The organism is Carboxylicivirga longa (genome assembly GCF_050589825.1).
In the GTDB taxonomy this organism is placed as follows: domain Bacteria; phylum Bacteroidota; class Bacteroidia; order Bacteroidales; family Marinilabiliaceae; genus Carboxylicivirga; species Carboxylicivirga longa.
Genome location: NZ_JBNGOZ010000001.1, coordinates 287,748 through 311,982, shown reverse-complemented (window position 1 = coordinate 311,982; position 24,235 = coordinate 287,748). Strand labels below are relative to the sequence as shown.

Here is a 24,235-nt window from a genome sequence, read left to right as displayed (position 1 = left end):
TGCCCTGCGAAAATGTATACTAAAATCTAACTGTCTAAAAAATCATGGCATACAATGACAATACGCGAGTGATACATTTAGCATACAATTAGATTCATATTATTGAATATCAATCAATAAGAAATCAGGAATTCATTCAAAGAAACATCAGTATTAACCAGATTAAGTTTTTTACGTAAACGAGTTCTTGCCACGTTAACAGTATGGGGTGTTTGCCCGGTAATGGCAGAAATTTCCTTGGTTGACATATCTAACCTTAAGAATGCACAAAGGCGTTTTTCATTCTTCGATAAGGAAGGAAATTGACTCATTAAATTATCATAAAAACTTTGATGAACTTGTAAAAAGCGTAACTCAAACTCCTCCCATGAACTATGATTCAGATCGGATCTTATTTCATTAATAATATTTTGAATAATTGGCTTATTATCCTTTTTTAAAGTTTCAATGGCTGTTTCAAGCTTATTTATCACCGATAAATTTAATTCATGAAACTGAGCAATGTTCATAGAAAAAGCCACCAACTCTTTATCTTTTCTCTCAAGTGCGCACTTAATCTCTTTCTGCTTCTCAACTAATTTGGCTGCCCGTAACTTTTGCCGAATCGAATTACCCCGTTGCTTTTGGTGAAGAATGATAAAAACCATTAATAAAATCAGAAATAAACCAATGACTACACAATAGATAAAGTGTTCCCGTTGGTCGTTAAGCTCCTGCTCTGCGTGGCTTTCTTTCATTTCATTTTGCATCTCCAGCTGTGCATACTCCATTAATCGATTAGTGTTATACAAGCTATCGCTTAACTGTTTAAAACGCTTATGAGCCCAAAAAGCTTCCTTATAGTTATTGCTTTTCCTATACACATCTGTAAGCGATTGATAGGCAACCCCCTGAAGCCTGACCAAATTAAGCTTTTGAGCAAGATCGATGCACATAATATAATATTCTTCCGCCTTCTTTAGGTTACCGGTCTTTTGATAATAATCGCCAAAATTATCATATACGTTTGCCATTCCTTTCTCATCGTCAACTTCCTCTCGAAGAGCCTGGGCACTTTTAAAATAAACAAACGCACTATCCAGCATCCCTTTTTCCATATAGATAATGCCAACGTTATTGTAGTAAATACCCATTCCACGCTTGTCGCCCAATTTCTTTTCAATGGCTCCACTTCTTTTATAGCACTCCAATGCCATCTTACTATTTCCCTGCAACTTATGCACCAGCCCCCAATTGTTTAATGCAGCTGCTATTCCCGGTTGATATCCTTGCAGTTCACTAATTTCCAGGCTTTTTGAATAATAATAAATCGACTTATCATAATTACCCAAATAGCGATACAAACTACCCAGTAAATTGCTTACTCGACGCAAACCATCCTGATCATTTAGCTTTATGTAAATATCATTAGCCTTAAAGGCTCTTTCTAAACCTGTTGCGTAATCACCTATATTTTTATATGAGGCTGCCAGTTGCAGGTAGTCATAGCCTACCTCCTCCGAGCAAAAGTCTTCATCGTACAAAGCAATGGCTTTTTCTAACTTCCTGATGGCGGGTATATACTGTTGATGATTATTATATAACGAGCCTACGCAAGAGTAACTCTGAGCTAGCGCAAAGGTATTCTTCTCCTCCTTAGCTAAAGCTGTTGCCCGTTGTGCATACAACTTACTTTTATCATAATCGAGAGTCCAATGTGCCCTTGATAACTTCAAGTATAATTGTATTTTTTTTGCACTCTCGGTTGCAATTTTAAGTTGCTGCATCAAACTAGCAACATTGTCCTGACTTACTATCCACTGACTAACTAAAACTAACAAAGAACAAATTAATAATAACTTCTTCATAGATGTAATACTGATAAGAGCTAAGGTAATGTGCCGAAATTATATAATTCTAATAAAAATTAACAATAATATATTTAAAAATTGAATGGTATAATTTGTATTGAGTTCAGACTCCTGTTAAAAATTAAAATTCAAACATCCCATAAGTACATGTAAATCACAACTTAAATTTGAATATCATAAACTTATTCATTTTACGATTTAAGGATTTTTATATCTCAATTAAAATTCGTTTTAATTCATAATTTTTTCCCTTTTATGTAAGATCTGATTACCAAACTGGATATTTCCTGTAAATTAATGGTTCAAAATCCAAATTTATAGAAGATGCAATCTAAGGCTGTAACGATTTGCGCATGTACATCGCGCACATTTATGGATAAAAAAAAATTACTCAGGGTGGCAGCCACTTTAAGGAGCAATGGCTATCGGGTTGATATAAAAGATGACCTGTGCCGTCTGGTTGTCGATGATCCGAATCAAATCATAAAGGCCAAAGAAGGTACAATTATCGCCTGCCATACCAGGGCGGTTAATAATCATTTGAACTGGCTGGGCATCACCCCAGGCTCCATTATCGAAGCCCGAGAGAGTAGTGCTGACGAAATATTATCAAAATTCGGATTGGAGGGAGATGCCCCATCGCCAACGACGGATGACCTAATTAAAGAACTAGAAGCCCTCCCCGTCTGTAAAGATCAGGACGCCTGGTACCCGGTGATTGACAAAACAAAATGCACCGAATGCGGCAAATGCCATGACTTCTGCCTATTTGGAGTTTACACGGTCGAAAACAAACAAGTTAAAGTCACAAACCCACACAACTGCAAAAATAATTGTCCGGCATGTGCACGCATGTGCCCCAGTCAGGCTATTATTTTTCCAAAATACGATAAATCGCCCATCAACGGCGGCACTGAAATAGAAGAGATATTCACAGAAGAAGTAAAAGCTGAAATGTACCAAAAGCGTTTACAATATCGCTTACAACAAAACCGCAATCGTTTTTCGATGCTTAAAAAAGACAAATCGTAATGACAATAAGAGAATATACAGCCAATTTCAAGACTATGCTACGGGTGCCGATGGAGGTATCGCCCCGGCTTGTCTGGAAAATACTGTACAATTTTGCCTGGCGTAACCTCAATAACATGCGGCATTTTGAAAAGCGACAGGCAAAAGGGGAGCCTTTCTTCCCCGCTTTCGTAATGATTTCGGTAACCGAAAGCTGTAACCTTACCTGCAGTGGTTGCTGGGTATCGGCAGGAGGCAAAAAATCGCTTAGCAAAGTACAGTTGGATGGCATCATTACAGAAAGCAAAAAACGTGGCTCCTACTTCTTTGGTATTTTAGGGGGTGAACCTCTCTTATACAAAGGTTTGTTCGAAATCATAGAGAAACATTCCGACTGTTACTTCCAGCTGTTCACCAACGGCATGCTCATCAACGATGAAACAGCGTACCGCATGAAGAAGCTGGGTAACATCACTCCGCTTATCAGTATTGAAGGCCTGAAAGAAGAAAGTGAAAAACGCCGGGGAAGTAATGATGTGTACGATAAATCACTTGCGGGTGTGAGAGCCTGCAAGAGAGCCAGGTTAATGTTTGGCGCTGCTGCCAGCATTTGCAAGGACAATTATAATGATCTGGTAAACCGAAAATACATCGACTTACTCGCGAAGGAAGGCGTGCACTACCTTTGGTATTATATTTACCGTCCGGTAGGTGCAAAGCCCAACCCCGGCAATGCCCTCAGCGAGGATCAAATTCTTGATTTACGCAAATTTATCGTGAAACAACGCCGGGATGCCCCTCTTTTCCTTATCGATACTTATTGGGATGCACAGGGTAATGCACTCTGCCCGGCTGCCACCGGCATGAGTCACCACATTTCACCCGGCGGCGCAGTGGAATTTTGCCCTCCCATCCAAATGGCTCGCGATTTCATTAATGCAGATGGAAGTAACCTCCGGGCATTATTCGAAGAATCAGCATTTCTAAAAGAATTAAGAGCCTTGACAGTGGAGGATTCAAGGGGCTGCATCCTTTTGGAAGATCCTCACAAACTGGCAGATTTTGCAGAACAATATAAAGCACAGGACTCATCATCGCGACAAACTGTGTTGCAGGAGTACAGAAACATGAGACCGGTTGCCGGCCACGATCAGAAAGGCCGTGAGATACCCGAAGAAAATGTATTATACAAAATCATGAAGAAAAAATACTTCTTCGGATTTGGCGCTTATGGCTAAAAGAGCTTGGCAAAATGGAAAAGACGCAATTTAAATACGAAGTTCCGACGACAAGGGAAGCACGCCAACTATTGCGAAATACCATCCGGACATTCGTGGATAAGCAAAACCTGACGCCCCCCCTTTCGATGGATACGCTTGCAAACATGGCACGGCAGCTGATCGACGAAAGACAACTGGATAAGACCCTAAAAGGCTGGATAATGGTAGAACTGCATAACGCCGTATGGTTCGATACGGTTGCTTCAATTCCACATAAAAAACGCCTTTTGCTGCTTCCTAAGTGCCTGCGTAATTCATCATCGTGTAAGGCAGACATTGATGAGCTGGGTTTACTGTGCAACTTGTGCACCCAGTGTAATATTCCAGATTTACAAACACGCGCTGAAGAGTTGGGCATGATGAGTCTGGTGGCCGAAGGCTTTACATCAGTAGTTGGCCTGGTTGAAAGTGGTGTGGTGGATGCGGTGATTGGTGTCAGTTGTCTGGACTCGCTGGAGAAAGCCTTTCCGCTGTTGATCAACAATGCCGTGCCCGGGTTGGCCATTCCCCTGAATGAGGAAGGATGCAAGGACACCACGGTTGATGAAAGCTATGTGTACCGTATCATGGAAATGAAATCAGAACAAAAAGTCAATCTGCTCAATTATGACCGGTTGAAGGCGACCATCCAAAACTGGTTTCAGCCCGAAAGCCTGAGTAAGGTTCTTTCACCCCTTGATGACCGAACATCCCTTATTGCCAGGCAATGGATGGCGGGAGATGGGAAACGCTGGCGTCCTTACCTACTGGCAGCCACTTACATGGCGCTTAGCGGAGAAAGCGAATTACCGGAGAAGGTAAAGCGTGCAGCCATCGCCATTGAGTGCTTCCACAAGGCATCATTGGTGCATGATGATATCGAAGATGAAGATTTAATACGTTACGGCAAAGAAACCGTAAATGCCACACATGGTGTGCCAATGGCCATTAATGTGGGCGATATGTACCTTGGCGAAGGCTATCGTCTGCTTGCACAATGCGAGCAGATGGGTTTAATAAAGGTGGCCGCCGAAGCACACATTGCCTTGTGCAAAGGACAAGGCATGGAGCTTGAATGGAGTAAAAATCCGCAGCCTTTAAACATGGATTATATACTCGACATCTTTAAACATAAGACGGTGCCTGCCTTTGAAGTGTCCTTATTAACAGCTTCGCTTTGTGCCGATGATCATGAAGAAACGCGCGCGATACTCAGCCACTACTCCCATGCCCTGGGCATTGCTTACCAGCTAAAAGATGACGTTGAGGATTTTGATACAGACGAGCCACTCATCATCCGTCCTTCGGCGGTAATAGCAGCTATTTGCGAGGATACCAATGATGAGCTATTTGTGCATTCGATGCTTCATACCAAAGATCTGAAAGGATTTTTAAAATCGGCTGATCATGCACAGATGCTTGAAAGAGCCATTGCACGTGTTCAGACAATGGTTGACTGCTTTCGCAAAGAAGCACTGGCAGCCCTGAACCCAATCACTAACACAGAACTAAAACGCCTGCTTTTCAGGGTTACAGGAAGGATTTTAAAATAATATGCAGAGTATTTCAGCTAACATATTGACTACACTAAAATCAGGAAAGGATCAGCTTGGAGGTGAAGCCATTGATCACTTATCGGCATTTGTGCAATCTCAATTGCTGCAAGATCATTCATTCATGAATAAAAGCCGTGAATCGGATTTGTACTATACTTCCTTTGGATGGATGTTATGCCTGGTACTCGGAATACATCTTGATGCAGATAAAATGGCTGCTTATCTGTCGCGCCAGCACGAAGACGATCTGGATTTGATACACTATGCAGCCTTTAAACGATGTGAACTAATTTTTTACCTACACAAAAATGGTAGGGTGTTAACCTGGCTGAAAAACCGAACTAAACAGCAGATAAAAGAATTGAATGATTTTAAACATGTGCCCCATCAGGACAAATGTGCTCCCTATACTCAATTTATCTGGGTTTCGTTGTTGGAGGATACCGGGAATAAGCTTCCGGAGAAAAGAAAAGTAGAAGACGACCTGGGGCAATACCGCCATGATGCAGGTGGCTTCATGAATAATTCAGATGGACTGAGCGCAACCACCAATGCCACAACAGCGGCCTTATCTGTACTAGGGCAAATAAGTAACCAAAAGTACGAGAAGGCTATCACTTACCTCAAATCGATGCAGGATCCATCGGGCGGGTTTAAGGCTGCTGCTTCGGCACCTGTGCCGGATCTGTTATCAACTGCCACTGCCCTGTATGTATTAAAGTGCTACAACGAAAAGCCCGGCTACCCGGCACTGGAATTTATTGAGGCGCATTGGGCTGAATCGGGTGGGTTTATCGCCACACTACTGGATGATAAAAGCGATGTGGAATACTGCTTTTACGGACTGTTGGCCATAGGGTCAGCACTAACAATTAATTAAGAAAGACAAAATGCAGGAAGAAAAAGTACATAAGATGATCGATTACTTAAGCGCAGAGCTGATTAACAAACGCCCGAAAGATGGCAGTTTGTGGAACGGCTACCTGTCATCAAGTGCCATTTCGACTTCTGTAGCTGTATTTGCGCTTTTCATGACTGGCAAGGATAAATATCAGACAAACATTGTAAAAGGAGTGGCCTGGTTAAAAACAACAATGCTTGAAAACGGTTCATGGGGCGATAGTCCGGAGAGCCCTTCCAACATGACTGCCACCCTGCTAAGCTTTGCCACCTTAAGTGCCATGGGTGAAACGCCGGAGCCAACAAAAGCATTTTTGAAGGATAATTTCGGTGGCGTCAGCGATGCTCACATTATCGAAGGGGTATTAAAGTATTACGGAAAGGATCTCACCTTCTCCGCCCCCATCCTTGTGATGTGTGCACTGTCCGGAGTCATTTCGTCCTGGAAAAACATTCCGCAATTACCCTTTGAACTGTCTGTTCTGCCGCAAAAACTATTTCGCTTCCTGCGCCTGCCGGTAGTGAGTTATGCCATACCGGCCTTAATCGCCGTAGGCATCCTTCGCTATAAAAAAGGAAGCAAGAACCTACTGCGGGAAAGCTTCATACCGCGTTCCCTAAAGGTACTTATCAAGCTTCAGCCGGAACATGGCGGTTTTTTGGAGGCAGCACCACTCACCAGCTTTGTGGCCATGTGTATGTGTGGAGCCGGATACGCCAATCATGAAGCAGTGCGAAAAGGCATTGGCTTCCTGACCGACACGGTGCGCGAAGACGGCTCATGGCCGATTGATACCAATCTGGCGTCATGGGTCACTTCACTTAGCGTAAGGGCATTGAGGGCAAATATCCCTGACCCGCAAAACCTTGCCAATCAAATTAAGCAGAATGCCTTCAAACATCAGCACCCCTTTACAGGTGCTAAAGAAGGTGGATGGGGCTGGACCAACCTGCCGGGCGCGGCTCCCGATGCCGATGACACCTCCGGCGCACTGGTAGCTCTTTACGATTTGTGTAATGGACAGCTGAGTACGGAAATTGAAAAAGGCCTGGAGTGGCTCCTCTCCCTTCAAAATGCAGATGGCGGCATCCCTACTTTCTGCAAAGGCTGGGGTAAATTGCCCTTCGACCGAAGCAGCCCGGACATTACAGCCCATGCCCTGCTGGCCTTTAGCCTGTGGCGCAACCATCTGCCGGACGCCCTTAAAAAGAAATGCGATAATGGTGCCAGCCGGATGTTGCGCTGGATGAAAAAGGCACAAAGTCCTGAAGGCTGCTGGTATCCGCTTTGGTTTGGCGATCAGGAGGCACAGGATGAACGCTCGCCCGTTTATGGCACCGCATTATCGGTGGAATATCTTTCAGGATTTGACCATCCGATTGCTAAAGAAATGGTTGCCAAAGGGGCATCTTTCCTTGTAAGCGCACAAAATGCAGATGGCGGCTGGGGCGGTGCCTTGGGGGTGGGCTCAAAGGTAACCCTTAGCGCCAGAGCATTAAGTGCCTTAAGTGCAATAGACAATGTAGAAATGCGCATACTGAATAATGCTTTCGCCTTTCTATTTTCAAAATATGAATCAGGGGAAATACTGAAACCGGAACCAATCGGGCTTTATTTTGCGAGACTATGGTATTCGGAAGATATGTATAGCATCACTTTTGTTTTGAATGCATTAAACGCTTACAAACAGAAATTATCAAAGACAAAAACAGGATTTAACTAACAAAAACTCACTCAGATGAAATATGGACTAATCGCATGTATATTACTGATGGCATTGGGGTTAAACGCACAGAACAACATCCAGTGGCGCGGTAGCGATCGAACAGGTATCTACCATGAAAAAGGTTTTTTAAAGAAGTGGCCTGCCAATGGCCCTGAATTGAAATGGCACTTCGATGGACTTGGAGAAGGACACTCTTCAGTGGCCATCGATGACAATAAAATTTACCTGACCGGAATGATTGAAGAAACCGGCTATTTATACGTCCTTGATCTGTCAGGAAAACTGTTAAATAAAGTAGCGTATGGCAAAGAATGGTCTAAAAACTATGTAGGCCCCCGCGGAACAGTTACAATTAATGAGGGCAGGCTATACATAATGAGTGGCCTTGGCGAATTGTTCTGCTACAAACAAAAAGACCTGAGCCTGATCTGGAAAAAGAATATCCTGGATGAATATGAAGCATCCAACATCACCTGGGGTATTAATGAAGCCCCGCTGATTGTAGAGGACATGGTGATTGCCACGCCCGGCGGTAAGGATAATAACCTGATTGCTTTAAACAAGAAAAATGGAAAAACAATCTGGACAACACCCGGCGAAGGCGACCTGTCGGCTTATTGTTCACCCATGTACATTGAGGAGCATGGAATTATAGTAACCATGACCGCTAACCACATCATTGGCGTTGATGCTAAATCAGGTGTGAAATTATGGTCCTACGAGCAGACCAACCGCTGGTCGGTTCATGCTAACACCCCAATTTACAGCGATAACATGTTATTATGCACCAGTGGCTATGGTAAAGGTTCTGTTATGCTGAAACTGACTGGAGGAGGCAAGGCTATAGAAAAAGTCTGGTTCGCTGAAAAATTAGATAACCGCATTGGTGCCGTGGTTAAAGTAGGTGATTATGCCTACGGATCAGGCGATAAAAACCGTTACTGGTTTTGTGTGGACTGGCATACAGGAGAAATCAAGTACGAAGCCAAAGGAATGGCCATGGGTAACATCATCTATAACGATGGCATGCTTTATATGTACACCGATCGGGGTGAAATGGTGCTGGCCAAAGAAAATCCGGAAAAGCTGGATGTGGTGAGTCGTTTCAATATCACCATGGGTACGGCTCAGCACTGGGCGCACCCTGTGATTTACAATGGAGTATTATACGTTCGTCATGGCGATACTTTAATGGCCTATAACCTTAAGTAAACGTGAAGCAAAACAAGATCATCCCAATCATTACGCTGTCAACCGTATTACTATATGCAGGTCTGATTCTTGGATGGCACCTGATGCCTCCCAAAACAGACTTCAGCATACAGGCTCCGGGCGCGGATAACCGTCCGGAAGGACTTACCCGCTCAACCAACGATGTGAAGATCGGTGAATTTTTCATGCGTTATGAGGAGGCAGTTTCCTCCCTCACAGGAAAATGGACAAGCTTTAGAGGCGCAGCCAATACGAATATCATCGAAACAGCTGAAGGCATTATTGAAACAGAGGGTAACTATCCTGAAATATGGCGGGTAGAGACGGGCGAAGGCCATGCCTCACCGGTTATCTACAATGGGAAATTGTATTTTCTGGATTACGATGAGCAGTTAAACTCAGATGCCTTGCGCTGCTTTGATTTGAATACCGGTAAAGAGCTATGGCGCAGATGGTACCGCGTACCAATCAAACGAAACCACGGCTTTTCCAGGTCGATACCGGTCATTGCAGACGACTACATTATTAGCATTGGCCCTGAAGGGCATGTGATGTGCTGCCATCCGGAAAGCGGCGACTTGCTATGGTCGCTGGATATGCAGAAAGAATACGAAACCGAAGTGCCATTCTGGTATACCGGGCAATGTCCGCTGGTAGATGAGGAGGTATTGATACTGGCACCGGCCGGCAAGAAAGCCTTGCTGACCGGACTGGACTGCCGAACCGGGGAAACACTGTGGACAACGGAGAATACCCCTGCATTCAAAATGTCGCACTCCTCCATTATGCCAATGACTTTAAATGGCGTAAAGACCTACGTGTATGTGGGCATAGGTGGTATCTGCGGTGTATCTGCTGAGGCTGAAAACCAGGGCAGCCTGCTATGGCACACCAATCAATGGCAACCATCGGTAGTGGCGCCCTCGCCCGTACAAGTGGCGAAGAACCGCATTTTCATGACGGCCGGGTATGGTTCAGGTGGTTTACTCCTCGAAGTGAATAAGTCCGGTAGTAAGTGGAGTACCGTGATACTTGATCAATACAAGCCCAATAAGGGTTTGTCAAGCGAGCAGCAATCGCCGATATTCTATAACAACATGCTTATCAGCGTAATGCCCAAAGATGGTGGACGACTCAGAGGTAAGTTGGTTTGCTATTCGCCTGATGATTTGCACACGCCATTGTGGACTTCTGCCGCGGATGAAAAGTTTGGATTGGGTCCCTATCTCCTTATCAACAAACACCTTTTTGCCTTTAAGGATGACGGTGAACTGTATGTATATAAAATTGAGCGCAAAGGAATGACCCTTTTGAAGAAACAACGCATCATGGATGGACGGGATGCCTGGGGACCCATGGCTTATGCCGATGGAATGCTGATTATCCGTGATGCACACACCATTGTATGCCTTAAAATCACTTAGTTATGGACAAATCGATAAAGGTGGCTGTTAATATTATGATATTCCTGATTGTGATCGGGTTTATCATCTATGTGCTGCAAGCGGATGGTGATGAGCAGCAAGTACTGATAAAGAACCCGGCGACGCAAACATTTAACAGTGACTACCAACTGCGTGCAAGCATTGATGTAAAGGACAGCGTGGTGGCTTTCGAATTGCACGGAACGCGTCTGTATGTGGCCGGCAAAGAATCTGTCAGCATCTATAATTTACGGGGCGAACGGGTGTCATCTTTTAAAATTAAAGCCAATGCAAGGGATATGGCAATCAGTCATAAGCGCCTGTTTGTTCTTTACCCTTCCTTCATCGAAAAATATTCGCTGAATGGCGATTCACTGGATGCCTGGGATGCTTGCAGTGAGTTATCTGATTACGCATCATTTACAATTACCGATGATTTCGTATTTGTAAGCGATGTAGTCCATAAAAATATCTGCAAATACACGCGTGAGGGTAACTTTGTGCAATTCATTGAGAGCCCGGATAAATTTATCACTCCGAGTCATTTCTTTGATATCACGCATAAAAACGACACTATTTATTGTGCCAACCCGGGCAGGCATCGTGTGGAATCCTACACCCTGAACGGGGAGTTTATTGCCGCCTTTGGGCGTGCCGGAAGCCATGCCGGTGCTTTTGCCGGATGCTGCAATCCGTCATATATCCATTTCGATGATCAGGGGCGCTTGCTCACCTCTGAAAAAGGAAATCCACGGATCAGTTACTATGATCAGTCAGGCACTTTTAACCGGGTTCTGCTTAACCAAAGCATGCTGGGCGGAGGTCATCTTCCCTACCAAATTAAAACCCTGAATAACAAACTACTTACGGCAGTAAATTATCAGATTAAGGTCTTTGAGCTAAAGAATCAATAAACCATGCACACAAAAAAAATAAGCAGACAAAAGTTTTTTCAACTCAGCGGCACTCTCCTGGCAGGTGCGGGCATCATCAGCACGAGTGCTTACCTTTTGCTCAACAGAGGCCGGGAAGGAGTTCTGTGCACGAGCCCACCGGCCAATGCCAAATGCAGTAAATGCAAAATTAAAGACTGTCCTTTACGCAAGGGAGTGACCATTGAAAGGAAATAAAAAAGAGCCATGAAAAAAGAGACCCTACATAAAAGCCCGATTGAGCGCCGGAAATTCGTAAAGATGCTCGGATCGGCCATAGCCGGCGGAACCATACTGGCAACCACGGGTGTCCTGTTCTCAAAATTCAGAACCGGCGAAGAAACGCATTACTGGCAGATTGACCCTCAGAAATGTACACAATGCGGAAAATGCGAAACCGATTGCGTACTGACAGTGTCAGCTGTTAAGTGCTTTCACGCTAATAAAATATGCGGCTATTGCGATTTATGCGGGGGCTATTACCGTTCCAATGTCAAGGAACTGAATACGGCGGCTGAAAACCTGATGTGTCCCACCGGTGCCATTCAGCGCAAATTTGTGGAAGACCCCTACTTCGAATATAAAATTGATGAGGACCTGTGTAACGCTTGTGCAAAATGTGTAAAAGGCTGTACCTCCTTTGGTAACGGCTCTCTTTACCTGCAAATAAAACGCGACCTGTGCGTCGATTGCAACGAATGTCAGATCGCAAAGGTCTGTCCTTCCAATGCCATCACAAGAGTTCCACTGGCACAAGCCTATAAACTGAAAGGATAAATGAAGCGAATAAACACCCTATTAGCTACCCTGTTCCTGGCCGCCACATCAGGTGCGCAAAATCTGAACCGTTTCCCAAAACCGGATTTTGAGTCGGGATATCAATACCCGGATACCCATTATGCGCTGCCCAATGAACAGTTATGGCTGTACATCGACATCTTCTTGTTGGTGGCACTTATGAGTTATGTGGCCTGGGCCATCCTCAAGAAACAAAGACGTAAACCAATTATCTGGGTATCCTTTCTATCGATTGCCTATTTTGGCTTTTTTCGCAGCGGATGCGTATGCAGCATTGGTTCCATCCAAAATGTGGCACTGGCCTTTGCCGATTCCGCTTACATAATACCCGTTTCGGTGTTCTTGTTTTTTATGCTCCCCATTGCCTTCGCCTTCTTATTTGGGCGTGTATTTTGTGCAGGGGTATGCCCTTTTGGAGCCTTGCAGGAATTGGTGAACATACGCAATTACAGACTATCCAGAGCAGTCACGGCCGTACTTGGCGTCATCCCCTGGTTATACCTGATTTTCGCCCTTTTATACGCGGTCACACGTACCAGTTTCATCATCTGCCTTTACGATCCCTTTATCGGAATATTCAGGTTAGGTGGTGACTTTGGCCTGATCGTGTTCGGATCGCTTCTATTACTTGCCGCTATATTCACAGGCCGCCCCTTCTGTCGCTTCCTGTGCCCTTATGGGGCTTTGCTGAGCTTATTCTCAAAAGTATCCATCTGGAAAATTCAGATTACAAAGAAAGATTGTATCAATTGCGATTTGTGCCATAATGCCTGTCCGGTTGATGCCATAAAAAGCCCTTATGAAAACAAGGTGAAAGAAGAGCGCATGCAGGGCGTGAAACGTCTGCTGATGTATTTTCTCTTTCTGCCACTGATTGTGATTACTTCTGCTTTTGTATTGCGCCAATTCAGCCCGCAGCTTAGCAAAGCGCATAAAGACGTAAAGCTATATGACATGGTTATGGAGCAGGAGCGTAATCCGCAGGATTTAATATCTGTTGAGTTGGAGGCCTTTTATATTGATGGTGGAAATATTGAAGCTCTTCAGGAAAAGGTAAGAGTGGTTAAGCAGGAATTTGAATTTTTCGGCACCATTGCAGGGGCCCTAATCGGTCTGGTGCTCGGATTAAGCCTAATCAATTTATCCCTTAAGCGTTCCAGAAAAACATACGAAATAGAACATGGCGATTGCGTAGCATGTGGAAGATGCTTCAGCTATTGCCCGCAAAATGACTTCCTGAATCTCAAATACACCGGTAAATGAAACAGAAAATCTACAGAAATATAGCCATTGTATCGGCCATTTTCATCACTACCCTGGCAATCATGCTGATCACCAATTATTTCCAGGTCAAAGAAGTATCGCCACTGCAAACTCAGGTGGTGGAGACTTTAAAACAATTAAATGATCAGAATGCGGGGAATACCGAGTTACAGGAGCAAATCCGACAACTTGATCTAATGGCACGTAAAGCCTATTTTATCAGCATGGATCACCTGATGAACGGGGTGTACCTGTTGTTGGGCATGCTGGTAGTATTCGTTGTATGCACACGACTGTATTATGCACATTTCAAGGACGTTCCGGATAAAGAACTGGATCCCATTGATGAATGGGCGGTAAAAAGTAAGGCTCGCAAATATGTCAATTACGGCGCAGTGAGCATAGTAGTAGTGGCTGCAGTGTTTATCATCTTCAGCATACCATTTATGGAAAATGCATCTCCGGATACAAAAGAGAAATCTGTGGCTCAGCTTATTGAAACGGAAACCCCCGAACCACAAGAAACGACTCAAGCTGCAAAAGAAGTTGGTGCTGCCGCAGATGAGCTAAGTACTGCCCCCGAGAACTCAGGCGATGAAGCTGACGAAGAGAGTGAAGTAGTGACGGCCAAAGTTGAAGTAGGCAATGAAACAAAAGATGTGGGTATTATTGCAGATGAAACGAAGGCTGTCGCTGACGTGCCGGGCTCAGTAGCAGCTGAGAAAAGCCCTGCTTCTGCCCCAAAAGCATCTGAAACATCCGGGGAAACCAAAGAAACTAAAGCAACAGAAATAACAGAATCTACTGAGCCCAAGAAATCGATGCCGCTCAATAAAATCAACAGTCCTGCCTTCAGGGGAAACAAGTCAAACGGCATCTCACCGGCCCAAAACCTACCTATAAAATGGGATCTGGCCAAGGGCACTAACATTGCCTGGCAGACAAAGATTAATGGGAAAGGTCAGAGTTCACCGGTCATTCACAGCAATAAAATATTCATCACCTGTGGTGACGAAAAAGCACGTGAGCTGTTCTGCTACGACCTGATTACGGGGCAAAAGCTATGGACCTATACGGCCACAGGCATACCCGGATCACCTGCCCGGGTGCCGGAAACAACCGATGATACCGGATTGGCATCGGCCAGTGTGGCCACCAATGGCAAGCAGGTTTGTGCTGTATTTGGCACAGGCGACCTGGTATGTACAGACATGGACGGTAATAAACTATGGGCTAAAAACCTGGGAGTGCCGGATAACCACTACGGCTATGCCTCTTCCCTGCTGATTTTTGATAATAAACTGTTCATCCAGTACGACAATAACAACGTACAGAAAGTAATGGCCCTCAACCCGGCCACCGGGGAAGTAATCTGGAGCAAAAACCGTAAAGAAAGAATTACCTGGAGTTCACCGATGATTGCCGATGTAAACGGAAGCCCTCAGCTGGTGCTCATGGGAAATCCGGGCATTACAGGCTATAATCCTGCCACCGGCGATGAGTTATGGCGCGTAGAATGCCTGATGGGAGAAGTGGGCGCCAGTGCGTGCAGTATGGACGGTATCGTATTCGGTGCCAGCGAATATGCTAAAATGGTGGCCATCAACGCCAGCGATGGCTCCGTACTGTGGGAATCGATGGACTACCTGCCGGAAGTAGCAAGTCCGGTGGCCACCCAAACCGATATATACATCGCCACAAGTTATGGGGTAGTTGCCTCCTTCGACACCAAAACCGGTGAACTTAAAAAGGAACACGAAACCAATGAGGAGTTCTACTCCTCACCAATCCTGGCCGAAGGAAAAATATACCTTATCAGCAACAACGGCACCATGCATATTTTCAAGGCTGACGATGATTTTGCCCTGCTGGAGACTTTCGCAACGGGTGAAAACACTTATGCTACACCGGCATTCACCGATGGACGTATTGTGGTGAGAACGAACAATAGTATTTACTGTGTAAAGGCCAACTAGCATGAGTCAATGTAACTGTGAAAATAACGACAAGCTGAGTCACCATGAAGTGATGGCCAAAATGGATACCATCATTGATCGTATTGGCTCCTCACGCCGGGTGATCATCCCATTATTGCAGGCCATACAGGATGAATTCAATTACCTACCCGCAGATGCCATTGAGCGCATTTATGAAAGAACAGAGATTGAGCGGGCACAGCTGATCAGCGTCTCTACTTTTTATTCGCAGTTCCGCCATATTCCTTATGGTAAGCACCTGATTAAGGTATGCGCCGGAACAGCTTGCCATGTAAAAGGCGCCAATAATGTGTACGATTCATTTGTAAGGGAATTAAAAATAAAGACTGACAGCGTTACCACGGATGACAAGCTGTTCTCCATAGAAAAGGTGGCCTGTCTTGGCTGTTGCACACTGGCGCCTGTAGTTCAGATCGATGATAAAATATACGGGCATGTGGCACCGGGGAAAGTAGGCGAGCTTATTTCTGAGTTTATCGAAAGTAACAAAGCCGAAGAAGAAAAAACCGGAAAGGCAAATGAATACAAGCTATCCGGTGAAGTGCGTCTGGGCATGGGCTCCTGCTGTCAGGCCAGTGGCTCTGCAGATATTTACAATGAGCTGCTTACAAAAGCAAATGAGCTGGGCATCAAAGTGGATATCAAATCCGTGGGCTGTGTGGGCGTTTGTAATCAGGTGCCCTTGATTGATGTAGTGCTCGAGGATGGCGCTGTGAAACGCTACCCCAATGTGAAAGCTTCGGAGATTAAAGAAATCCTGCACCACCATTTTAAATCGGGCAGTCTGCTCAGGCGTTTCAAAAACAGCATTATCAACCATGTGGACAATTACCATACCGACACAACCTGGAACAATGTGGTGTGGAAGTCTGAAGCCGAACGCACCGGCTTGATTAACAGTTTCCTATCGGAACAAAAGCATATCTCCACCGAAGGCTATGGTTTTCTTGCTCCGCTGGATCTGGATGAATACATTCATCACCAGGGCTTTGCGTCACTTAAAAAAGTAATTGCTGAAAACAAGCCAAACCAAGTGGTTAGGGATGTGCTCACAAGTGGCCTTCGGGGTCGCGGTGGAGGTGGTTTTCCTACGGGTGAGAAAATGAAGATTGTGGCCTCCTCCACCCAAAAAGATAAATACCTGATTTGCAATGGCGACGAAGGCGATCCGGGTGCCTTTATGGATCGGATGATTTTGGAATCCTATCCTTATCGCGTAATTGAAGGCATGGTGATTGAAGCCTTTGCCACAGGCGCTAACAAGGGCATCTTTTATATCCGCGCGGAGTACCCGCTGGCTGTTCAACGCATCAAACGCGCATTGGAGCTTTGCCGAGAGCGAAAGCTGATTGGCAGGAACATTCTTGGTAGTAACTTTTCCTTTGAGGTTACGGTCTTTGAAGGAGCAGGTGCCTTTGTATGTGGTGAAGAAACCGCATTAATCGCTTCCATAGAAGGCGACAGAGGGTTTCCAAAACAAAAACCCCCTTTCCCGGCCGTAGAGGGTTTGGATGGTAGGCCAACCCTGGTTAATAATGTAGAAACGCTCAGCCAGATCCCATACATCATCCGAAATGGAGCAAACCATTATGCTGAAACAGGAACCGAGAACAGCAAAGGCACCAAAGTATTTGCCCTGGCAGGTAAAATTAAAAACGGAGGGTTGATAGAAGTGCCGATGGGCATCAGCCTGAACCGTATCATTGACGAAATTGGCGGAGGTGTGGAAGGGGGTGAGCAACTGAAAGCCGTTCAAATTGGTGGCCCTTCCGGCGGTTGTATCCCGGCTCACCGCTGTGATGTACCCGTTGACTTTGACTCTTTCAGGCAAATGGGTGCCATGATGGGTTCCGGTGGCTTGGTGGTTTTGAGTGAAAGCGACTGCATGGTAGATGTGGCACGCTACTTTTTAAGTTTTACCTGCGAGGAGTCATGCGGCAAATGTACCTTCTGCCGCGTGGGCATCCGCCGTATGCTCGACCTACTGAACCGTATCTGCAGTGGCTCGGCCAAAATGGAAGACATCGACAAGCTGGAAGAACTGGCACTGAATGTAAAGAAATCATCACTCTGTGGCCTCGGAAAAACAGCACCGAACCCGGTGCTAACCACTTTAAAGTATTTCCGCAAAGAATACGAGGAGCACATCAATGGCCTTTGTAAAACCGGTAAGTGCAAGGATATGATGCAGTTTATAATTACAGATGATTGCACCGGCTGTACAAAATGTGCAAAGGCTTGTCCGGTCGATGCCATTGCCTATGAACCCTATAAGGTACATAATATCGATCAGGATGCCTGTGTAAAATGCGGCTTATGCGTCGACGAATGTGAGTTCAACACCATTATTAAAGTGCCGGTAAAACAAGAAGTGTATGCAAATAACGATTAATGATAAAATTATAGACGTACAGGGGCAGGATACCTTGCTGAAGATTGCACGGCGCGAAGGATTTGAAATACCGTCACTCTGCTGGTCAAAAGACGCCCGGCATAAATCGTCGTGCATGGTATGTGCGGTAAAAGATTTGTCCAGCGGCCAGATCATTCCCTCATGTACGAGCAAGCCGGTGGAAGGCATGCGAATTGATACACAAAGTGAGGAGGTGATGCAGGTGCGAACCCTGTCTCTGGAGCTTTTACTAAGCGACCACCGGGCCGATTGTGAAGCACCCTGTTCCTTGGTGTGTCCGTCTAAACTGGACATCGAGCGGATGCTTAACTACTATGATAAGGGCCAAAAAGAGAAAGCATTTGGCCTAATCAAGCATGCCTTTGATTTGCCAAAACTGGCTTGTGAAAACTGTAAAGCCCCCTGTGAGAAAGCATGCAGAAGAGGAAGCATCGATACTCCGGTGACAATTCGTAAGATAATCAAGGAATTAACTAAGGTAGTAGATGCCACTAAGGTGGACGAGATTGAAAATGTAGCGATCGATAAAACAAAGTTTCAATCACGATTAGGCCGTTTTTGCGAAAGTGAAAAAGCACGATTAAAGGAAACAGTTTCCACCCCTTCTAATTGTCTGCACTGTGCCTGCGCCGGCAAATCCGCTTGTCAATTAAGAACACATGCAACGACTCATAAAATTAAACGACCCGGTTATGATATGAGCAGCGCGTTGCAAGTGATGTCAAGAATAAAAATAAACGACACCATGTATTTCGAACCCTCCAAATGCATCCGCTGCGGCCTTTGTGTTTACAATAGTGACAATGGCTTTACCTTCAAAAACCGTGGCTTTCAGATGGAGGTAAATCTGCCGGAAGAAAATAAAAAGAACATCCGCGTTGAGCTGGCTTCGCTATGCCCAACCGGTGCATTGTATATTGTTGAGAATTAAAACTGAGTAATATGAACCGTTTAATCTGTATTGGATTAATCCTGATGACTTTCGTCGCCTGCAAGCACCAATCCGATGGTGAGGCATCGGTGGATGACCTGAACTGGAAACTCTTCAGAGCTAATCCTCGATTGAATGGGTATGTGGAGAAATACTTACCGGAAAAACCTGTTTTACTGTGGACATACAAGGGGGGCAAACGAACCGTTTCATCTCCGGTAATTGATAATGGCACTACCTACTGGTGCGACCGTAAAGGACAAATCAACGGAGTGGATATTAACGGCAAACTGAGCTTCTCCTATAACCTGAATACTGCGGTGGAGGCCACCCCAATGATTCACGATTCCATCTTGTACATCGGTCGTATTGACGGCTACTTAACAGCGCTGTCATTGGCTGATAAAGACACGGTATGGAACTTTGAAACACTGGGCCAGATCTCTGCCTCGCCCAACATGGCACGATTTAAAAATAAGGCAAGTATTTGCTTTGGCAGCTACGACAATTATTTTTACTGTCTGGATCACGAGAATGGCCAACTCATCAGTAAAATTGAATCGGGCTATTACATTAACGGCGCGGCTGCAATCAAAGGCAAGCATGTGCTGTTTGGGGGCTGTGATGCCTGGTTGCGCATTATCAATTGCCAAACGGGAGTCCCCAGCGATTCCCTGCTGCTGGATGCCTACCTTCCCTCCTCGCCGGCCATCATGGGTAAATACGCTTATGTGGGCGACTATACTGGCAATGTTTATGAGATTATACTATCGGAGGGCATGATCCAAGGATCCAAAAAAATCAGAGAACCCGAGACCGATAACGAATCCTTTGTGTCCATTCCTGCGGTGAGTTACAAAAGTGTTTATGTGTACGCCGGCGATCGTCACCTCTTATCCATCGATCGGGAAACAGGTAAAACCAATTTCAGGTATATGCTGAAAGGCAATGTGGGCGACAGTGCCCCGGTGGTTTGCCGCAACAAACTAATTGTGTGCACCAAAGATGGACTTGTATCAATCCTGGACAATAAAACAGGTGAACTCCTTTGGGAATATGACACAGGCGAGCAGATTGTGGCTTCTCCCGCCGTAATATCCGATCATTTTATGATATTAACCACCAAAGGCACGCTTTTCTGCTTTGGTACACAACAAAAAATACCGTAACACAATGAGCATATTAAAGTTAAATAAGATATACAAAAGCTATCCGGACGGTGACAATAATCTTAATGAGGTTCTGAAAGGCGTGAACCTGGAAGTAAACAAAGGTGATTTCATAGCAGTAAAAGGTGCTTCCGGCTCCGGCAAAACGACGCTGCTTTCTATTTTGGGCACCCTGCTGATGGCCGAAAAAGGCTCATACCTACTGGATGGTGCGGAGATCAACACCCACACCAACCTGCATAAACTGCGCAACGAAAAGATCGGCTTTATGTTTCAGGATCATCGCCTACTGCCCCAATATTCGGCACTTGAGAATATACTGTTGCCCGTGTTGGCCTATCATTCCCAAGCACCGCAATCCTATATGGATTATGCCCATACACTGATGAAAATCACACGAATTGAACAGGTGGCCAATCAATACCCGGCTCAGCTTTCGGGCGGCGAATCCAGCCGCGTGGCACTTTGCCGTGCCTTAGTTATGAAACCGGCTATTCTGCTGGCCGACGAGCCCACCGGACAGCTGGATATGGAAAATGCCCTTAACATAGTAGCCTTACTTTCTGAGATTAACCAAAGGTTGAATACCACCATCCTTATGGTAACACATTCCGAAGAAGTGGCCAAGGCGGCGAAAAAAACTGTAACACTTAAAAATGGGATACTAAATTGAAAACCAGCGACCTCATAAAAAAGAACATCCGTTTCTTTGCCCCTTATTTTAAACTGGTGGGTTTGGCCGTGCTCATATCTGTGGCCGTGATTGCCGGAAGCCTGGTGATTGGCGATTCGGTGCGCAGCAGTCTGCTAAATCAGGTTTCTGAACGACTGGGTGATACGGAAACAGTCATCTTTGCCCATAATAGTTACCTGGAAGAATCCTTTATTAAAGACCCAGTATTTAAGTCTTCCGCCAGGGGTATCCTTTTAAGCAATGGCTTTATCGCGCGAAACGGAAGCCTCATTCCAGTCATGGTATGGGGAGTGGATGACCTGAATCTGAGTAAAGGTCAGGCAATGATTAACCCGGCCTTAGCAGATGAGCTGAAGCTGACGCAAAACGAATCCATCGTGCTACGCTTGCCGGCAACAGGTCTTGTGCCTTCGGGCGCTTTGTTTGTAACTGAAACATATACTACAAGTCTGAGACTGGAGCATCAGGGCATTCTGGAAGCTAAATCGGGTGGAAATGTCAGCTTGCTCAATGAGCAGCAGCTCCCCCTGAATATCTTTGTAAACCGCCATGAATTAGCAAAAACAATGGAAGTGCCCGGAAAGGTCAACCTGATTATGACGGACAGAATAATCGAAGCGGAGGAAATCAATAGTGCCTGGCACTATGCGCTATCAGGACTTTCTGTACACACCAAAAACGGATATTCCGAATTAATTTCAGACCGGGTGTTTTTACAATACGAGGTACTAAAAGTACTTGGCCAGACCAATCCCGAAATAAACCGGATTTATTCCTACCTGAGTAACTCCATCAGCCTGGAATCGCAATCCATCCCCTACTCTTTTGTCACAGCCATGGATAAATATCAGGGACAAAAGTTACTGTCTGATGAAGTGATTTTATCGGATTATTCGGCAAAACGATTAAACGCAGAGGTGGGCGATAAGGTATCTATTAGCTTTTTTACTTCCACGGATTTTAAAACACTGGTGAATGATTCCTTACTTTTAAAGGTCAAGCAAATAGTACCCCTTGAAAGCCTGTTACAGGATAGCACATTAAGCGCTAACTTTCCCGGCATTTCAGATGTGGAATCCTGCACATCATGGGACAGCGACCTGCCCATTAACATGGATCTGATCACCGAAGAGGATGAAAAATATTGGGAGCTGTACCATTCTACATCCAAAGCCATTTTACCTTATGAGGCTGTAGAACATTTATGGGGCAACAACTACGGCTATGCCACGGGCGTTCGCATTACCGGAGAAAAGCCAGTTCTATCAGCATTGAATGCCTCCTTGTTTGGCGTGCAGGTAGTTCATCCGAGAGCCTCCGGGATGTATGCGGCAAATAACGGGGTTGATTTTGCCGGCTTATTCTTAGCCCTGGGCTTTTTCATTATTCTGGGGGCTATTCTGCTTATGATTGTGCCACTGTCTGAAATGATTTACAAGCGAAAAGCGGAACTTGAATTATTAAAAGCACTTGGCTACACCACTAAACGCATCAGCCACCTGTTATGGATGGAATCAGCTCCGGTGACCGTTTTTGCGTCAATCACCGGCGTTGTCACAGGCTTATTATATACCACGCTCATCATCTGGCTTTTAAATACATTTTGGTCGGGTGCAACACATACGAGTGGCCTTTCGGTATATTCAAATGTGTTTACCCTCGTAATGGCCTTTGTGGTGGGCATTGTCGCTTCCCTGCTTGTGCTACATCGTGTTATTTCCAGACACCTGAAGAAGAAAGTGCCTTCAGTCAAATCCAGGCCTTCATCCCTCCTGATGAAAAAAACACTGTTGATCGCAAACACTACACTAACTATAATCATTGCCGTTTACAACCTGTTCTTCATTAGTTCTATAGCACTCTTCACCCTCACCGGTGTCATGCTGATGCTTACTTTTGCATTGTGGGGCGAATATCAAGTATGTAAAAGAGGTGGCGTAACAAGGAAGGGAATTAAACTGAAGAACCTGACCTGGCGTTCGCTGTTGGCCAATAAAAAGCAGGCTGTGCTATCGTACCTTTCGCTGGCCACCGGTATATTCATTGTATTCTCTGTAGGCTTAAACCGGCAGGATTTTAACAATTCGTCGAAGCTTACGCAGGCTACCGGAGGCTATGATTTATGGTGCGAGAGCACTATCCCGGTGTACCATAACATGAATACGGTAGAGGGCAAAGAAAAACTGAATTTATTAGGATTATCCGGTAACCCGCAAGTTCTTCAATGCCTTCGATACAAGGCGGATGAAGCCAGCTGCCTGAACCTTAATAAGGTGAGTACCCCCACGGTATTGGGTGTAGATATGCATCAGCTGTTTGAAAGTGAGCTTGGCCTTACTGATAACATCTATGAAGTGGATAAGGACGGACTGCTAAAATACTTACAACAAGCAAAAAATAATGTATACCCCCTATTGGTGGATGCCACTGTACTGCAATGGAGCCTGGTGAAAAACCTGGGCGATACCTTATACTACACGAGTAATAAGGGTCAGAAAGTGGCCGCTCAACTTGTGGGCACCTTGCCCAATACCATCTTTCAGGGACATGTTTTGATGGACAAAGCCCTCTTTTCTCAGATATGGCCGGATATTACCGGAAGTGAAGTCTTCCTGTTAAACACAAAGCAGGATGCAATTAGTGAAACAAAAACAATCCTGTCGCAGGCTATGTACGAGTATGGAATAAGGATTAACACAACCCACGAAAGGCTGGCTCAATTTAATACAGTTACCGATACTTATCTGACGATTTTCATGACATTAGGCGGAATCGGTCTGCTCATTGGTATCATGGGCTTCGTGATTGTTATCCGTAAAAACCTGAATGTACGGCAGCACGAAATTGAGATGTATGCCCGGTTGGGTTTCAGTAAACAAAAAACGGAAGGCATACTATTCCGTGAAAATATTCCGGTGCCCCTTTATGCTATTGTAACCGGATTGATCAGTGCCGTGATCAGCATTGGCACCAATTACGTCCATGTCAGCTTATCAGTCTGGATCACCGCCCTGATTCTGACAGGTTTATTCATGCTTTTTACACTTCTTTTTATAAGCCGTGTGGTTAAACTTGAAGTTCAACGAAATTATAAGTAAA

Annotated in this window: 17 protein-coding genes; 16 read left to right on the top strand and 1 reads right to left on the bottom strand. The window is 45.1% G+C overall.

Translation table 11 applies throughout. The features are described from left to right. Nucleotides 1-113: 113 nt before the first annotated feature. Nucleotides 114-1,847, bottom strand: a complete 1,734-nt coding sequence (locus ACRD7A_RS01260) for a tetratricopeptide repeat protein (protein WP_430809524.1) — start codon at nt 1,845-1,847, stop codon at nt 114-116. A 375-nt stretch (nt 1,848-2,222) separates the two neighbouring features. Between ACRD7A_RS01260 and ACRD7A_RS01255 the strand changes: the two genes are divergently transcribed. The 16 genes from ACRD7A_RS01255 to ACRD7A_RS01180 all read left to right on the top strand — a co-directional run bounded on the left by ACRD7A_RS01255 (nt 2,223) and on the right by ACRD7A_RS01180 (nt 24,234). Continuing rightward, on the top strand, nt 2,223-2,882 hold the full coding sequence (locus ACRD7A_RS01255) for an ATP-binding protein (protein WP_430809523.1): 660 nt from the start codon (nt 2,223-2,225) through the stop codon (nt 2,880-2,882). After that, complete coding sequence (locus ACRD7A_RS01250; protein ID WP_430809522.1) at nt 2,882-4,099, top strand: radical SAM protein; 1,218 nt, start codon at nt 2,882-2,884, stop codon at nt 4,097-4,099. Before ACRD7A_RS01255 ends, ACRD7A_RS01250 begins: the two co-directional genes overlap by 1 nt. A gap of 14 nt (nt 4,100-4,113) precedes the next feature. Beyond that, the gene (locus ACRD7A_RS01245) at nt 4,114-5,673 is read left to right on the top strand and encodes a polyprenyl synthetase family protein (protein ID WP_430809521.1); all 1,560 of its coding nucleotides are present in this window, start codon (nt 4,114-4,116) and stop codon (nt 5,671-5,673) included. Between the two features lies 1 nt (nt 5,674). Beyond that, entirely contained in the window at nt 5,675-6,556 is an 882-nt protein-coding gene (locus ACRD7A_RS01240; protein ID WP_430809520.1) for a prenyltransferase/squalene oxidase repeat-containing protein, read from the top strand. A gap of 10 nt (nt 6,557-6,566) precedes the next feature. After that, nucleotides 6,567-8,300 (top strand): prenyltransferase/squalene oxidase repeat-containing protein, encoded by a 1,734-nt coding sequence (locus tag ACRD7A_RS01235; RefSeq protein WP_430809519.1) that lies wholly within the window; start codon nt 6,567-6,569, stop codon nt 8,298-8,300. 15 nt (nt 8,301-8,315) lie between these two features. After that, nucleotides 8,316-9,515 (top strand): outer membrane protein assembly factor BamB family protein, encoded by a 1,200-nt coding sequence (locus ACRD7A_RS01230; RefSeq protein ID WP_430809518.1) that lies wholly within the window; start codon nt 8,316-8,318, stop codon nt 9,513-9,515. A gap of 2 nt (nt 9,516-9,517) precedes the next feature. Continuing rightward, nucleotides 9,518-10,939, top strand: a complete 1,422-nt coding sequence (locus ACRD7A_RS01225; RefSeq protein WP_430809517.1) for an outer membrane protein assembly factor BamB family protein — start codon at nt 9,518-9,520, stop codon at nt 10,937-10,939. A 2-nt stretch (nt 10,940-10,941) separates the two neighbouring features. Beyond that, on the top strand, nt 10,942-11,853 hold the full coding sequence (locus tag ACRD7A_RS01220) for an NHL repeat-containing protein (RefSeq protein WP_430809516.1): 912 nt from the start codon (nt 10,942-10,944) through the stop codon (nt 11,851-11,853). A gap of 225 nt (nt 11,854-12,078) precedes the next feature. Next, nucleotides 12,079-12,648: a 4Fe-4S dicluster domain-containing protein gene (locus ACRD7A_RS01215; RefSeq protein WP_430809515.1), complete on the top strand. Its 570-nt coding sequence runs from the start codon at nt 12,079-12,081 to the stop codon at nt 12,646-12,648. Beyond that, nucleotides 12,649-13,932 carry a 4Fe-4S binding protein gene (locus ACRD7A_RS01210; protein WP_430809514.1) on the top strand — a complete coding sequence of 428 codons (1,284 nt, stop codon included), beginning with the start codon at nt 12,649-12,651 and terminating at the stop codon, nt 13,930-13,932. It abuts the gene before it with no gap. Continuing rightward, a complete protein-coding gene (locus tag ACRD7A_RS01205; RefSeq protein WP_430809513.1) occupies nt 13,929-15,908 on the top strand; it encodes an outer membrane protein assembly factor BamB family protein in 1,980 nt (659 codons plus the stop codon). Before ACRD7A_RS01210 ends, ACRD7A_RS01205 begins: the two co-directional genes overlap by 4 nt. A gap of 1 nt (nt 15,909) precedes the next feature. After that, nucleotides 15,910-18,321: an NAD(P)H-dependent oxidoreductase subunit E gene (locus ACRD7A_RS01200; RefSeq protein ID WP_430809512.1), complete on the top strand. Its 2,412-nt coding sequence runs from the start codon at nt 15,910-15,912 to the stop codon at nt 18,319-18,321. After that, nucleotides 18,305-19,273 (top strand): 2Fe-2S iron-sulfur cluster-binding protein, encoded by a 969-nt coding sequence (locus tag ACRD7A_RS01195; protein ID WP_430809511.1) that lies wholly within the window; start codon nt 18,305-18,307, stop codon nt 19,271-19,273. The genes ACRD7A_RS01200 and ACRD7A_RS01195 overlap by 17 nt, the downstream gene beginning before the upstream one ends. A gap of 11 nt (nt 19,274-19,284) precedes the next feature. Further along, entirely contained in the window at nt 19,285-20,442 is a 1,158-nt protein-coding gene (locus ACRD7A_RS01190; protein WP_430809510.1) for an outer membrane protein assembly factor BamB family protein, read from the top strand. A gap of 4 nt (nt 20,443-20,446) precedes the next feature. Then, nucleotides 20,447-21,115, top strand: coding sequence for an ABC transporter ATP-binding protein (locus ACRD7A_RS01185; RefSeq protein WP_430809509.1), 669 nt, complete (start codon nt 20,447-20,449; stop codon nt 21,113-21,115). Further along, complete coding sequence (locus ACRD7A_RS01180; RefSeq protein ID WP_430809508.1) at nt 21,112-24,234, top strand: ABC transporter permease; 3,123 nt, start codon at nt 21,112-21,114, stop codon at nt 24,232-24,234. The genes ACRD7A_RS01185 and ACRD7A_RS01180 overlap by 4 nt, the downstream gene beginning before the upstream one ends. Nucleotide 24,235: the final 1 nt, after the last annotated feature.

Coding starts and splice junctions, on each gene's coding strand:
- ACRD7A_RS01260 (WP_430809524.1), bottom strand. CDS start 1,847: ATGAAGAAGTTATTATTAATTTGTTCTTTGTTAGTTTTAGTTAGTCAG.
- ACRD7A_RS01235 (WP_430809519.1), top strand. CDS start 6,567: ATGCAGGAAGAAAAAGTACATAAGATGATCGATTACTTAAGCGCAGAG.
- ACRD7A_RS01215 (WP_430809515.1), top strand. CDS start 12,079: ATGAAAAAAGAGACCCTACATAAAAGCCCGATTGAGCGCCGGAAATTC.
- ACRD7A_RS01185 (WP_430809509.1), top strand. CDS start 20,447: ATGAGCATATTAAAGTTAAATAAGATATACAAAAGCTATCCGGACGGT.
- ACRD7A_RS01230 (WP_430809518.1), top strand. CDS start 8,316: ATGAAATATGGACTAATCGCATGTATATTACTGATGGCATTGGGGTTA.
- ACRD7A_RS01220 (WP_430809516.1), top strand. CDS start 10,942: ATGGACAAATCGATAAAGGTGGCTGTTAATATTATGATATTCCTGATT.
- ACRD7A_RS01255 (WP_430809523.1), top strand. CDS start 2,223: ATGGATAAAAAAAAATTACTCAGGGTGGCAGCCACTTTAAGGAGCAAT.
- ACRD7A_RS01190 (WP_430809510.1), top strand. CDS start 19,285: ATGAACCGTTTAATCTGTATTGGATTAATCCTGATGACTTTCGTCGCC.
- ACRD7A_RS01195 (WP_430809511.1), top strand. CDS start 18,305: ATGCAAATAACGATTAATGATAAAATTATAGACGTACAGGGGCAGGAT.
- ACRD7A_RS01250 (WP_430809522.1), top strand. CDS start 2,882: ATGACAATAAGAGAATATACAGCCAATTTCAAGACTATGCTACGGGTG.
- ACRD7A_RS01200 (WP_430809512.1), top strand. CDS start 15,910: ATGAGTCAATGTAACTGTGAAAATAACGACAAGCTGAGTCACCATGAA.
- ACRD7A_RS01205 (WP_430809513.1), top strand. CDS start 13,929: ATGAAACAGAAAATCTACAGAAATATAGCCATTGTATCGGCCATTTTC.
- ACRD7A_RS01240 (WP_430809520.1), top strand. CDS start 5,675: ATGCAGAGTATTTCAGCTAACATATTGACTACACTAAAATCAGGAAAG.
- ACRD7A_RS01210 (WP_430809514.1), top strand. CDS start 12,649: ATGAAGCGAATAAACACCCTATTAGCTACCCTGTTCCTGGCCGCCACA.
- ACRD7A_RS01245 (WP_430809521.1), top strand. CDS start 4,114: ATGGAAAAGACGCAATTTAAATACGAAGTTCCGACGACAAGGGAAGCA.